Source organism: Marivirga sp. (assembly GCF_024636815.1).
In the GTDB taxonomy this organism is placed as follows: Bacteria; Bacteroidota; Bacteroidia; order Cytophagales; family Cyclobacteriaceae; genus Marivirga.
The window spans coordinates 17182-31812 of sequence record NZ_JAGXGF010000017.1 but is presented as its reverse complement, the minus strand read 5'-3'; the positions used below and the strand labels follow the sequence as shown (position 1 = coordinate 31812).

The 14631-nt window shown below is 33.8% G+C and carries 11 protein-coding genes and 1 tRNA gene; 8 read left to right on the top strand and 4 right to left on the bottom strand.

Annotated features, from left to right (window positions below; translation table 11 throughout):
• Positions 1 to 741, bottom strand: a 741-nt coding sequence (locus Q0L29_RS01525) for an acetyl-CoA carboxylase carboxyltransferase subunit beta (protein WP_296618497.1), incomplete at its 3' end; no start/stop codon positions are given.
• Between the two features lie 290 nt (positions 742 to 1031).
• On the opposite strand from Q0L29_RS01525, the gene Q0L29_RS01520 reads away from it, so the two are divergent.
• Both Q0L29_RS01520 and Q0L29_RS01515 read left to right on the top strand, forming a co-directional pair.
• A complete protein-coding gene (locus Q0L29_RS01520; protein ID WP_296618496.1) occupies positions 1032 to 1622 on the top strand; it encodes a TetR/AcrR family transcriptional regulator in 591 nt (196 codons plus the stop codon).
• 33 nt (positions 1623 to 1655) lie between these two features.
• A complete protein-coding gene (locus Q0L29_RS01515; RefSeq protein WP_296618495.1) occupies positions 1656 to 2732 on the top strand; it encodes a 3-oxoacyl-ACP synthase III family protein in 1077 nt (358 codons plus the stop codon).
• Positions 2733 to 2794: 62 nt separating this feature from the next.
• On the opposite strand, the gene Q0L29_RS01510 is transcribed toward Q0L29_RS01515, so the two are convergent.
• The 3 genes from Q0L29_RS01510 to era form a co-directional block, all read right to left on the bottom strand.
• Positions 2795 to 3055 (bottom strand): hypothetical protein, encoded by a 261-nt coding sequence (locus Q0L29_RS01510; RefSeq protein ID WP_296618494.1) that lies wholly within the window; start codon positions 3053 to 3055, stop codon positions 2795 to 2797.
• A 65-nt stretch (positions 3056 to 3120) separates the two neighbouring features.
• Positions 3121 to 4428 carry a ribosome biogenesis GTPase Der gene (gene der / locus Q0L29_RS01505; RefSeq protein WP_296618493.1) on the bottom strand — a complete coding sequence of 436 codons (1308 nt, stop codon included), beginning with the start codon at positions 4426 to 4428 and terminating at the stop codon, positions 3121 to 3123.
• Positions 4429 to 4849: 421 nt separating this feature from the next.
• Positions 4850 to 5734 (bottom strand): GTPase Era, encoded by an 885-nt coding sequence (gene era, locus Q0L29_RS01500; protein ID WP_296618492.1) that lies wholly within the window; start codon positions 5732 to 5734, stop codon positions 4850 to 4852.
• A 110-nt stretch (positions 5735 to 5844) separates the two neighbouring features.
• Here era and Q0L29_RS01495 point away from each other — a divergent pair.
• The 6 genes from Q0L29_RS01495 (at position 5845) to Q0L29_RS01470 (ending at position 14603) form a co-directional block, all read left to right on the top strand.
• Positions 5845 to 5917: transfer RNA gene (locus Q0L29_RS01495), tRNA-Met, on the top strand.
• 194 nt (positions 5918 to 6111) lie between these two features.
• Complete coding sequence (locus tag Q0L29_RS01490; protein WP_296618491.1) at positions 6112 to 6498, top strand: hypothetical protein; 387 nt, start codon at positions 6112 to 6114, stop codon at positions 6496 to 6498.
• Positions 6495 to 6935, top strand: coding sequence for a helix-turn-helix transcriptional regulator (locus Q0L29_RS01485; protein ID WP_296618490.1), 441 nt, complete (start codon positions 6495 to 6497; stop codon positions 6933 to 6935). The genes Q0L29_RS01490 and Q0L29_RS01485 overlap by 4 nt, the downstream gene beginning before the upstream one ends.
• 19 nt (positions 6936 to 6954) lie before the next feature.
• Positions 6955 to 7422: a hypothetical protein gene (locus Q0L29_RS01480; RefSeq protein WP_296618489.1), complete on the top strand. Its 468-nt coding sequence runs from the start codon at positions 6955 to 6957 to the stop codon at positions 7420 to 7422.
• A gap of 739 nt (positions 7423 to 8161) precedes the next feature.
• Positions 8162 to 11839, top strand: a complete 3678-nt coding sequence (locus Q0L29_RS01475) for an Eco57I restriction-modification methylase domain-containing protein (protein ID WP_296618488.1) — start codon at positions 8162 to 8164, stop codon at positions 11837 to 11839.
• Position 11840: 1 nt separating this feature from the next.
• The gene (locus Q0L29_RS01470) at positions 11841 to 14603 is read left to right on the top strand and encodes a PIN domain-containing protein (RefSeq protein ID WP_296618487.1); all 2763 of its coding nucleotides are present in this window, start codon (positions 11841 to 11843) and stop codon (positions 14601 to 14603) included.
• Positions 14604 to 14631 lie beyond the last annotated feature (28 nt).

Below are 14631 nucleotides of genomic sequence, written 5' to 3'. Positions count from 1 at the left end.
TTGAAAACCTTTTGGCAGGTCTTTACCAATCGTCTCGCGAATAACACGCGGACCAGCAAAACCAATTAATGCACCTGGTTCAGCAATATTAAAATCACCCAACATAGCATAAGAAGCTGTAACACCACCTGTTGTTGGATCGGTTAATAAAGAAATATAAGGAATCTTAGCCTCAGAAAGCTGTGCTAATTTAGCAGAGGTTTTTGCCATTTGCATAAGTGAAAAACCAGCTTCCATCATTCTGGCACCTCCAGATTTAGAAATCATAAGGAATGGCACCTTCTTTTTGATAGAGTAGTCAATTGCTCTAGCAATTTTTTCACCTACCACAGAACCCATGGATCCACCAATGAAACTAAAATCCATACAAGCCACGCATAAATCTAAGCCATTCATTTTACCATGAGCGGCACGAACGGCATCTTTCAATTCCGTTTTCTCTTGAGTTTGTTTGATTCTGGCAGGGTATGGTTTACTGTCCACAAAATCTAATGGGTCACCAGAACTCATGTCTTTATCCAGTTCAGTGAATTTATTATCGTCAAAAAGAATCTCGAAATATTCTTTAGAACCAATTCGCACATGATATTCATCATCAGGGCTTACATAAGCATTTTGCTTTAGCTCACGCATGTGAATGATTTTACCCCCAGGAGTTTTATACCATAATCCGTCTGGTGCTTCTTTTTTATTTTCTGTGGGCGTTAATATCCCTTTATTTTGTCGCTTAAACCAAGCCATATTATTTCAATTTTTAATCAAAACCCATTACAGGTTTTCGTTAGAGGGTCAAAGATAATTGAATTGACTGTCAATTGCCAAAGTAAAAGTTCAAAACCCTACTAAGTATATGAAATTCGTCCTTTATAGTATCGGAAAGCCACTTTACTTTAAAAAAAACTTCGAAATTTATCAAAATAGCTTAATTTGAATAAATTCGGTCACTAACGTATGTTAGCTCCTTGTTCACAGATAGTTAAAATTATTCTGAAAAATTTTGATAGGAAAAATAAACCTACGAAATTTGCGGAATGAACGTTCATTCCGCACTTGACAACAAACTTGATAAGAAAACCTTAATACTGGAAACCACCTTAGAATTGATATCTGAAAATGGTTTTCACGGTACTCCTATATCAATGATTGCAGAAAACGCAGGAATAGGGGCTGGTACTATTTATCGATACTTTGAAAATAAGGAAGATTTAATAAATGAATTGTTCAAAGAAATCAAAAGGCGCGTAATGAAAGCAATGCTAGATGATTATAATGAAAAAGAAAGTTTTAAAGAGAGATTTAAACATCTTTGGATGAATTTAATCCATTATTTTATGGACCATCCTAAAGCTTTTCAATTTATAGAGCAACACCGGTATGCATCCTATATGAGTAAATTGACAAGAGAAGAAAGTTTCATGATTATGTCGCCTGTCATGATGTTTTTCATTGAGGCAAAAAGAGCAAAGGCTATGAAAGATTTACCGGTTTATACCATCATATCTTTATCATACGGCCCCATTACCTCTTTAGCAAAATTACAAATTGATCATAAACAACAACTAAGTGAGGAGCGCATTGAACAAGCAGCTGATGCTTGTTGGGATGCTGTAAGAAGAATATAAAAAGACAACTGATAATATTACAAACATAAAATTATGAAAACACCTAATGTAGTTTTTAATGGAATTGGCTCTTATGTGCCTGAAAACATAGTCACCAACAAAGATTTTTTAAATCACGAATTTTATATGGAAGATGGGAAACCATTTGACATTCCTAATGAAGAAATTATTCGGAAATTCGAGAAGATTACCGGGATTAAAGAAAGAAGGTATGCCAATGAAGACCAATTAAATTCCGATTTAGGTTATTTAGCTGCTGAAGATGCTTTAAAAAACAGTACGATTGACAAAGAAGAACTAGATTACATCATTTATGCGCAAAATTTTGGCGACATGGAATTTGGCAACAATAGAGTTGACAATATGCCTAGTTTAGCTGCAAAAGTAAAACATAAATTAAAGATCCAGAATCCAGATGTTGTTTGTTACGATTTAATTTTCGGTTGTCCAGGCTGGGTACAGGGAGTAATTCAAGCATACCAAATGATAAGAAGCGGCTTTTGTAGAAATGTGATGGTAATTGGAGCCGAAACTTTAAGCCGATGCGTAGACCCACATGATAGAGATGGAATGATTTTCTCTGATGGAGCCGGGGCCACTATAGTTTCAGCTTCGTATGACGAGGATAGAAAAGGAATTTTAGGCTTTGCTAACAGAACAGACGCTAATGAAGAATTGAATTACTTAGCAATGGGAAAATCAAATAAGCCTGGGTTGGATGATAATGCACGCTACATTAAAATGAAAGGTAGAAAAATATATGAGTATGCTTTGGAGGAAGTAGCCTCAGCTATGCAATCAGCCCTTAGGCGTTCAGGAATATTCATGGAAAACATTCAAAAGGTATTGATTCATCAGGCAAATGAAAAAATGGATGAAGCTATTTTAAGGAAATTAGGCCAATTATATGATTTGAAGCTTGAGGCAAAAGATATGATGCCGATGACCATTCAAAAATTCGGTAATAATTCGGTTGCCACCGTTCCAGTTATGTTAGATTTAGTTTTGAAGGGAGAAATTGAAGGACACGAATTGAAAGAAGGCGATGATATTATCTTAGCATCCGTGGGTGCAGGAATGCACATTAATGCTATTATTTACAGAATGTAGGGGCAGAAACAAAAAAAGACCGCAAAAGCGGTCTTTTTAAATTTTTATGACAGTAATGAAGATTATTCTTTTACCTCTTCTTCAACTTCCTCAGTAGCTTCTTCCACTCCTTCAGCACCTTCTTCTACTGCTTCTTCAGTTCCTTCTTTAACTTCTTCTGCAGCCTCTTCAATTTCTTCACCAGCATCTTCTACTGCTTCTTCAACTTCTTCAACAGATTCTTCTATCTGATCTTTTGCTTCTTCTTTTTCACTTTTGTTATCACAAGCAAATACAGCAAGTGTAAAAGCACCTAATAAAAGTAATGTAAATAATTTTTTCATAGTTAAATTGATTATGGTTTAAGATGTAAATGTATCTAAATATTCAGAATGACAAAAGTATATATCTATTTTTTTCGAAAGACGAGCTTAACCGGCACCCCTTCAAAATCAAAATGCTCCCTTAGTCTATTTTCCAAATAGCGTTCATAAGGAGGTTTTATATACTGTGGCAAATTACAGAAAAATGCAAAGGTTGGCGTATAAGTTGGCAACTGAGTCGCATACTTAATTTTTATATATTTCCCTTTTAGAGCAGGTGGTGGATATTTTTCAATCTCTTTCAACATGGCTTCATTCAAGGCAGAAGTACTCACTTTTTCTGTTCTGCTAAAATAAATTTTAGTAGCTAATTCTATTGCCTGAAAAATCCTTTGCTTTTCTGTCACAGAAGTAAAAATAATCGGGATATAATCTAATGGTCCTAATTTTTCCTGGATATCCTTTTTAAACTTATCGTGGGTTTTACCATCTTTTTCAACTAAATCCCACTTATTGACCATAATCATGATACCCTTTTTATTTTTATGGGCAAGACCAATAATTTGCATATCCTGAGATTCAAAGCCACGGGTAGCATCAATCATAACAATACACACATCACTGTCTTGCAAAGCCTGAATTGCTCGGATAGTAGAATAAAACTCTATATCATCTTTAGTTTTGGTCTTCTTTCTAAGCCCAGCAGTATCGGTCAGAATGAAATCCTTACCATACAATTTATAATGGGTATTGATGGAATCTCTTGTAGTTCCTGCAATATCAGTTACTATAGTTCTTTCATCACCTAATAAAGCATTCAAAAATGAAGATTTTCCTGCATTTGGCCGACCTAAAATTGCCAATCTCGGCACACCTTCAAAAGGATCCTTATGGTCGTCATCAGGAAAAAGCTTTACCACTGCATCCAAAACCTCACCAGACCCAGATCCGCTTGCCGAAGACATACTAAAAACATCATCAAAGCCTAAGCCATAGAACTCACCAGCCATATAGCTCTTTTCGGTGTTATCAGCTTTGTTGGCTATCACATAAACCGGCTTACCTACTTCTCTAACTATATTGGCAAAATCCTTATCCATATCCGTTAAACCGGTATGGCAATCGACCATAAATAAAATTACAGTTGCTTCTTTTAAAGCCTCTTTTACTTGCTTTCTGATTTCTTTCTCGAATATATCGTTGGAACCGGTTACATATCCACCGGTATCAATCACGGTGAATTTCTTCCCTATCCATTGCGCCTCACCGTACTGTCTGTCACGCGTTACGCCTGACTCGTTATCCATAATCGCTTGCTTACGCTCTACTAAACGATTAAAAAAGGTGGATTTTCCGACATTCGGTCTCCCTACTATTGCTACTATGTTTGACATTTAAATTAATTAGTAATTAATAATTAATAGATAATAATTTTGAAGCCAGAACTTATCTAGTTCTAAACTCTATTTTTTTATTTGACTTTATGGTTTATTCTAATTAACCAAGGTTTTTTGACTTATTTTTCTCCCTTTCTTTTTGCTTGAACAAAAAGAAACAAAAATTCAAGAAAGTTTAATGTCAGCCAAAGGCCGACCAGCCTCTGGCTGGCTTCCGCCCTCAATGCCTTCGCTGGCCCGCTAAACTTTCCTCCCTCCCGCTTTTCCGAGTTCCTCGGAAGTGGTCGAGTTAATTATATTCCTATTATATAACAAAACTTCTGTTTTCTCCTTTGAAAGTTAGGTTAAAAACAATGAATAGAACTCTCAAAATCTATTAATGTCTATTCAGATTTCTTAATTGATAATTCGTAATTATCTAATAGCCAAATCGTTTCAACTTCAAGTCCTTTTTCCGCCAGTCTTGCTCTACTTTTACGAAGGTTTCCAGGTGGATTTGTTTATTAAAGAAGGTTTCTAAATCCTTACGGGATTCTATACCCACTTTTTTAAGTGCTTCTCCACCTTTGCCAATGATAATCCCCTTTTGGGATTTTCTTTCCACATATATTTCTGCCCTTATTCGGATGATTTTCTCATCTTCCTTAAATTCTGTTACGACTACCTCACAACTGTAAGGCACTTCCTTTTTATAATTTTGAAAAATCTTTTCCCTAATGATCTCCTCCACAAAAAACTTCTCCGGCTTATCTGTCATTTCTTCCTTAGGGAAGTAAGGTGGATGAACAGGCAACAATTCAATCAATTGATTAAAAAGCCCGTCTATATTCACCTTTTCCAAAGCGGAAACCATAATTTGGTGATCAGGCTCAATAATCTCTGCCCAATATTTCATTTTATCTTCTGCCTGAGAACCTTTAGATTGATCAATTTTATTCATGATCAAAATGATTGGGACACCGCTATTCTTAATTCTATCAATCAACACATCCCCCTCTTCATACTTTTCATATAAATCAGTGACGAAAAGCATAATATCAGCATCCTCCAAAGCCGCTTTCACAAATCGCATCATGGAGGTATGAAGCTCGTATTGCGGACTCAAAATACCAGGCGTATCAGAATAAACAATTTGAAAGTCTTTCCCGCTCAAAATCCCCATAATTCTATGGCGAGTAGTTTGAGCCTTGGAAGTAATGATAGAAAGGCGTTCACCCACTAAAGCATTCATTAAAGTGGATTTTCCGACATTCGGCTTCCCCACTATACTTACATAACCGGCTTTGTGCTGATTTTCTGACATTAATTTAAATTTATTTTGCAAAGGTACTTGATTTTTCGAAAACCTTGTCATACCTTTGTAATCCTTTTGAGGGAAACACCAGAAAAAGTGTTAAAATCAAGAGTTTATATCGCGGGGTGGAGCAGTTGGTAGCTCGTTGGGCTCATAACCCAAAGGTCACAGGTTCGAGTCCTGTCCCCGCTACTAAAAAGCCTGTTTAATGCAAATTAAGCAGGCTTTTTTATTTAGGGGTACACTATTCAATCCCAACATTTCTCAAAAATTATTATTGACTTCCCAATTCAATCAAAATTAAACTGCTTTTATAGATTTGTATACGAGAAACTTTTTTTATTTCGAGATCGTTCGTAGTATTGTACTTTACCTATTGGTTAAGTTTGGAAAGTTTTTATAGTATACATACAAGTGAAGAATTCAAATACAGGGTTTTTTTAAACCACAGTAATTCTGATTTATCTAAAAAATTCACTGAAATACATAGGAATAGCAAGCTTAAAAATAAGTTTGTGTTGATTATTGAAGCAATTAAGCAAAATGTTGCAAACTCAACTCAATGGAATTTTGAATTAAAAACTCCTGATGGGGATGTGTATGCGATCAAAATTGAGCAACATAGATTTTACACATTGGTTAAAAAAGTCAATGGTTATCGTGAGCTGTTCATTTGCCGATATGGAAAAAAAGAGAGCCAAACAAATTCAAAAAAGCTTACCAACACAATCGAATCAATCGCAAAACTGGAAATAGAAACATTACTAAAATGAAAGAACTCATAAAAAACGAAGATTTATCATTTGATTCATACATATCTGATAATCGAACAAAACTAGATGAGTCTTTAATTAGCCTTCGGCTGATGAAAGTACTTGATGATTTTCTAATTGAGAATAGTATTACCCATAGAGATTTCGCTAAAAACATTAACTGCTCAGAATCTTACATTAGTCAATTAATGTCCGGTACTAAGAAGTTCAATGTTTCTTTTTTAAATAAGTTTGAAAAAGCTTTCAAACTTAAAATGAATTTCAAAATTGAAAGTAGAAATAAAATGGCTTTAGTAAGTGAAGGGAATCAACTTTTTTTTGTTGGCCTTTCTTCTGATTCCTCAGTGGTAGTAGGAACTGACACCGTTGACTTAATTATGAGTGATGGTACATATACAGTTGACACTAAGGATAATGCATCTCTAGAAATATCGTAAAACAAAAAGATAATAAGTCATGAGTACTGAAGAGAAAAAAACTAATTTGAGATTTACAGGAATTAAGGTCCTTGGATTTTCGCAGTTTGATTTGGAGCAAGATTTTGATAAAGATGCCTATCCTTTATTTGAATTTAAGACAGGCATTCATTTTCGTGTAATTGCTGACAAAGAAAGAGTGGCCTGCTTGGTAATTGTTACTTTGCTCATTAAAGAAACCGAAGAAAAATTTGCAGATTTAAAGGTCGAAACTCAATTTAATGTAACTCCTTTTAAGGAGACTGTACAAATGAATAAAGCAAACAGTTCAGGATTTGATATTCCTAACATCCTTCTATACAACATAGCAAATGTTTCAGTTTCTACAATGAGGGGAATTCTTTATGAAAAATTGAAAGGTACTTTCGCTCAAGATGAGGTATTCCCCTTACTTGATTTGGCACCCTCATTCTTGAAAGAGAAAGGCAATCAATCGAAAGTGAAATAACGATCCAAAATTCCTTTGATATCAGTTACTTCTAATACTATGCAAACATTGGCATCTTAAAAAACTCTTCAAGTCTACTATTATTTCTCATATTTTCTTCACTTACTAAAAAAAATATTTTAAATCAGCAATAGGCATGACTCACATTTACATTGAAGAGTAGGTTTTAATGAAATTTCTAGAATTTGATATTTACAATTTAAGTAAGCATAAATTTCTGCTCTAGACAATTATTGTGTTTTTTATGCCACCAGATTTGAATTGAGGAGAAAAAAACTCGCACTTTCAATGAATAGGAAATTAAAGAATTCACCGTAAAATATACTATTAGCCGTTTGGGAAATGTAAGGAGCTTAATATACAAAGAAGCTTCAGCGGTGAAACCTTCTCTTGCACTTCATTGGTTGCTTTTTGAAGATGCCATGCAGATGAACTTTGCTCCTCATGTAAGAGTAGATAAATTAATAGCTTTAGATAAAAAATTCCGCAATAAAAATTTATAGTTTATATTAACTCCTGATGATTTGAAGACTGTTCTTCTTAATTCTCTTATGTTAAAGTAAACTGTTCCAAAGTTCGTAAATTTTAATTAAAACTTAGTTTCTATTTATTTTAGTCTGAACATTGAAAAAGTTATTGAAAGAACTCAGAGCATTATTTCCCTAGCTACTGCCGCAATTCCCAATATTTTCCCTTAATTTAAAGGTTGATTGAACCATAGCACCCATTTTACACGCTTATGAATTATAACATTCTGACTCCCCGTAAATCGCTGAACAAGGCTTTCCTAAAGGTTAAACCTAATCGTTCGCAGATTGACAGCTTTAAACAGCAACTTTCTTCGCTTTTGGAGCAGATTAAGGAGGGTGAATCAGAAGAGTTTCATAAAAATATTATAGCTGACTTTCTAAAGAACACCTATTATGCACCCGATTACTACATTAATACCAAAGGGCGTAATGATCAGGTAATTCACAATGGTAAGAACACAAAGAGTTCCGTTGGGGTGATTATAGAAGCCAAGAGCCCAACCAACAAAACGGAAATGCCACTAAAGGATAAAATCAACACTAAAGCCATGCAGGAACTGGTGTTGTATTTCCTTCGAGAGCGGATAAGCCAATCAAACACAGAAGTGCGACACTTGGTGATTACCAACATACATGAATGGTTTATTTTTGATGCGCACCTGTTTGACACCCTTTTTGCACGGGATAAAAAACTGGTTAGTAAGTTTAAAGAATTTGAAGCGGGTACACTTTCAGCTACCAATACGGAGCATTTTTACAAAGAAATCGCTAAACCTGCAATTGAAGCAGTAGAGAATGAAATCAGCTTTACTTATTTCAATATAAATGAATACGATAAAGCACTGAAAAGCAGTAAGGAGCATGATAGCAAGCTGATTGTATTGTACAAACTACTTTCTCCTGAGCATTTGCTCAAACTGCCTTTTTCCAATGACAGTAACTCATTGGATAAAAGTTTCTACAATGAATTGCTCTACATCATGGGGCTGGAGGAATTTCAGGAAAAGGGCAAGAAACTGATCCAGCGAAAGCCTGAAAAAGACCGTATTTACGGTACGCTATTGGAATCCGTGATCTCTAAATTGGAAAGCCGTGGAGAAATGCATCGACTGGACTATCCTCAGCAATATGGTAAAAACACGGAAGAGCGCTTGTTTAACGTAGGCTTACAATTGGTGATTACTTGGCTAAACCGTATTCTATTTTTAAAGCTTCTGGAAGCACAATTGCTAGATTACAATCAGGGCGATAAAAGCTTCTCTTTTTTGAATTTGAAACGGATTGGGAATTTTAACAAACTGGCGGATTTGTTTTTCAATGTATTGGCAGTGCCCACCGATAAAAGAAAACCCGCTTTTCAGGAAGCTTTTGCCAAAGTACCTTATCTGAATTCAAGCCTTTTTGAAGCCAATGAATTGGAGAACCGTGCGCTGCATATTGATACACTGGATGCCAGTGAAAGCATTCCCGTAAGTAAAGGGACAGTACTGAAAGACACTAAAGGTAAAAGATTAAGTGGTGAACTGCCGATTCTGGAATACCTGTTTTCCTTTCTGGAAGCCTACGATTTCAGCAGTGAAGGTTCAGAGGAAATTCAGGAGGAAAATAAGAAACTAATCAATGCTTCGGTATTGGGATTGATATTTGAAAAAATTAACGGTTACAAAGACGGCTCTTTCTTTACTCCTGGTTTTATCACCATGTATATGTGTAGGGAAACCATCAGACGAGCGGTTGTAGAAAAATTCAACACTCATTATGGCTGGAAGTGCAAAGAGTTTAGTGAGCTGAAAGAAGACTTGCATGCCGAAATTAAACAGAGTGAATCGGGTAGAAAAGCAGTGCGAGCACAAGCCAACCAGTTAATCAATACCTTAAAAATTTGCGACCCTGCTGTTGGTTCTGGCCATTTCTTAGTTTCCGCTTTAAATGAGCTAATTGCCATCAAGCATGAATTGAGCATTCTTTGCGATAGAAGCGAAGATCCGCTGAGCGACTATCAAATTAGCATCGAAAATGATGAATTGATTATCACTGATTTGGAGGATAGGCTTTTCACTTATCAACCTACTCATGAAAAAAGCCAAAAATTACAGGAAGCTTTGTTTCATGAAAAACAAGATTTAATAGAGAATTGCCTTTTTGGCGTAGATATTAATCCCAATTCAGTAAAAATCTGTCGATTACGTCTTTGGATTGAATTGTTAAAAAGTGCTTACTACCAGAACACGGATGGTGAAATAAGGGAACTGGAAACACTACCCAATATAGACATCAACATTAAATCAGGCAATTCATTGATTAGTCGTTTTGGTTTGGACGAGGATTTGAGCAAGGCCTTAAAGAAAAGCAAGTGGAATATCAGTACTTACCGTAATGCAGTTGACAGCTATCGAAATGCTATCAGCAAAGATGAAAAGCGGGAAATGGAAAGCTTGATCAATGATATTAAAAGTGATTTTCGAACAGAGATTAATAAAAATGACCCCAAAATAAAACGCAAAGCCAAATTAGCCGGAGAACTATACAACCTCACCATGCAGCAGGGCTTGTTTGAAGTCAGCAAAGCCGAGCAGAAAAAGCGCAAAAAGCAGATTGACAAGCTGGAAACTGATATCAACAAACTGGAAACTGATATAGAGGAAATTAAAAGCAATGCCATTTATGAAAATGCCTTTGAATGGCGGTTTGAATTTCCAGAGGTCTTAGATGATGAAGGCAATTTTTTGGGTTTTGATGTGGTGATTGGGAATCCGCCTTATTTATCTAGTAAAGATTTTGATAAGAGCTTGATTTCATATTTAAATCAAAATTATTATTCATCAGAATACCAATTAGATTTATATGTTTCATTCATGGAAAGAGCTATAAACCTAATGAAAGACGACTCTCATATTTCCTACATAACCCCAAACTCGTGGTTAAAAAACATGATGTTTTCAAAATGTAGAGAATATCTTTTAAATACAGTTTCTATGTTAGTAGTATTTCCAAATCTGGAGAATATATTTTTAGAAGCATCGGTAGATACATTAATAATCTTAGCTAAAAAAGTTAAAAACTACGGAAATCTTGATGTTTATGAATTTCAAAACGAAACTCCTTATTTTAAACATAGCATAACTCAAAGTAGATTTAAAGATAATCACAGATATATTTTTGACTTAGAAATAAATGACGAGCTCTTTGATTTAGTTAATAAAGTAAGACTAAATTCCAATGAGTTAATTGATCATTGCGAAATAACTAGAGGGGTAAACCCTTATGATAAATACAGGGGACAAAGCGGAGAAACTATCAAAAATAAACTATACCATGCTGATTTTAAAAAGGATGAAACTTTTGTGCCTGAAATAAGGGGAAAACATGTTTTTAATTATAGATACAAATGGGACAATAAACACTTTATAAGCTACGGAGATTGGTTAGCAGCACCTAGAGAAATGAAGTATTTTGAAGGTAAAAGGCTATTAATGAGACAAGTGCTCGGTAAGAGGCTTAATTGTACTGTGATAGAAAAAAAGTTTATTATTGATCAAAGTGTGTTTATTGCAAAACCCCTGAGTGAATATGAAAAATATACTTACACATTTCAGGCGTTGCTATCATCAAAATTAATAGCGTACTATTTCAAGCTTACAAATAATGAATTTGATGCTTTATTTCCGAAAATCAAGATTGGTGAATTCAAAGAGCTACCTATTATCAAAGACTTGGATAGTGCTTATAATTTATTAAATCTTGTTTCAGAGAATATTTTAAAAATGACTCTAGAAGATCCTTCAGCTGACACTACTAAATTAGAGCAAGAGATAGATCAGATGGTTTATGAGTTGTATGGGTTAACCGAAGAGGAGATTAAGATAGTGGAAGGGGGTGTTGGGTGATATGGAATATGTTTTATTGGATACTTGTTCACTTACAAACCTCTTTAACGAGAAGAAAATGAAGAACTCAGATATTGAGTTCTTATTTGATTTAGTAAAAAATGAAAAGATCAAACTTGTAAACAATAGTATCCTCCAAAAAGAATGGAATAATTGCAAAAAGAGCCAAAAGGAAAAAATTCCTCAATCTATAAATGGCAAACTAAAAGGTACTAGAGATATCCAAAAACTTTATAACCTTAACATTCCAGAAATAGTACCGGACTTTAGTTGGCTAGATGATCAAATTAATATGCTTGATCAACTATTAAACGAAGACGCCCTATATTTAGAAATATCTGAAAAAGCCAAATCAATCTCTGCAGATCATCTTTATCACCGAAAAGCACCCTTCCACAACAAGAAAGACAGTTTAAAGGACTCTTTTATTGTCTTCTCAACATTAGAGTATTTTAAGGATAAGCAAGAAAAAATAGTATTCATATCTGACAATCATAATGATTTTAGTGACGAACCACCTAATGTTTATGAAATACATCCCGACATTGTAAATGATTATAAAAATGTTTCGCTCGAATACCATCATAAAACAGGACTGGGCTTAAAAAAGTTAAAAGAAAAATACTCTGAATTTATACCAGAAAATTCAATACCTGTTAAGTTAGATGAAGACTCATTTAAGCTCAATAAAAATTTAACGTTCGAAAAAAATCTTCTGAATTTTTTCGAATCCACTTTCAAGAATTTAAACTACATTCCACAACATATATTGATTAATAATGAAGTTTTTTTAAATGAAGGCGATGACTTCGGGTATTATGAAAATTTCACAATCTCAACTAAAAATGAGAGATTAACTAAGACCATTGCTGAGTTAGTTAAATCTTACAATGAAGATAAAAAGAACAATGATTTGACTAAAGGAGAAGTCAAAGGAATAATAGATAGCCTTACAAAAAATTCTATTTACTACATATCACAAAGGGGTTTCGACAACCCGATAGAACTACCTCAATCTTCTACTACAGGGGATTCGATAAGCAACTCCATAAATACATTCGATTTTAAGGGGGCTTTTTCAAAATTAGAGAATTTAAAGGAAAATAATTTAGACGAAATTTTATTTAAAGCTTATAACCTATTTCAGTTAGGAAAACTTAAAGAATCATTTCAAATAACTAACCTCCTAATCAAGAAATCAGGAGAGCCTAAAAATACTTTATATATTAATATAGCCAAATATAATCGCTCTAAGTTGAGTAAGCTGTTCTTTTTTAACTTTCAAGAAGAAGAAAATGTTGATTTTGACTTTATCAATGATTATTCTAAGTGTAGTAATTTTGTTGAGGATGAAACTGTTAAATGGTTGATTTCAGATAGTTTTTTATACTCTTCACAGCACCAATTAAATCATTTAAAATCTAAGCTAATTTCATCTTATGAATTAGTGAAAAATGGTGGACGGACAAATAACTCTACCATTCAATTAGCCTACAACCAATTTATTAGATACGACCAATTTATATTCCGCAATAGTATTATTTTTGATCAGTTTTCTGAAGACACTCAAATTAAAAATGACTTTATAGAATGCCTAATTTGCTCTTTAGCAATTGGTGTTGAAAATAGTGGTATTTCAGGAATAAACAATTATATCCTACAAGTTCTCATAAAGAATGCTGAAACTGACAGTATATTAAAATTATTAAAAAGATATAATGTAAAAAGAATCGCCTTTGTAGAAAACAAAGAGAGCCCTCATGCGAAACTAGAAGAACTCTATTGTAATTTGTTTGAACAACAAGCAGAGCTTAATGAAATATTAATAAATGAAGATAAAACCTATTTTTTTAGATCTAAACTGAATAAGTTTTATTCAAATGCATTGATTCTGCTAGCTTATCTGGAACTAGATAAAAAGGACCTTAATAAACAATTTAAAGTCATATTAGAGTGCATGGGCGGTGAGAATATTCTGCAAAAACAAACAATAAAACATCTTGCACATATTATCGGTAAAAAAGGTGGAGACCTTAATAAAATTAATACTCAGAAACTTTTTGAACTTATTTTATCAAGGGGTGAATTACATGATAGAGAAATTCTTTGGCAATCATTTAAACTATTTAGCAAGAACCCTAAAGATTTAAGTATTACTAAGAAAGACTTTAATCAAATAAAATCTATTTTGTTTGGCAAATGCGAATTGTGTAATCGTACACATGAGAGTGTTGTTATTATTGATTTATGGCAAATCGCAGAAAAATTTAAACCCGAAATAGAAAAACATATTCAAAATAGAATTACAAGCGGTAGTGATTCCGAATTACATTATCAAGCTGTGGTAGCTGGAATTGTTCCATTCGATATGCAAATTATTGATAAATTAATATCGAGGAGCGTATCCAATTCTGATCCCTTGGGAGATAAACTTTTTGGTATTGGAAATAACAGAAATTTCTATTTTCTACAATTAATCCATCTTGTTATCAAATATGGTGTCGACACTCGACTAGAAGAATTTGATAAAATCAGGGAATTGGGTGATTATTATAAATGGTTGTTAGACCCAGAGCACTTTTATTATGATTTATTTTATACCGATTGGCTTTTCAATATTTACAATATAGAAACACTAAATAAATTAAAGGAAATACCTGAAATCAAGGAAAACTTATCAAATGATATTTCTGAAAATCAAGAAGATAAAAGTTTATTAAAGGCTTTTGTTAGACTGTACAAGGATAGAAAGGATACTTTCTAATTAACACTCAAATTTTGACATTGTAGTT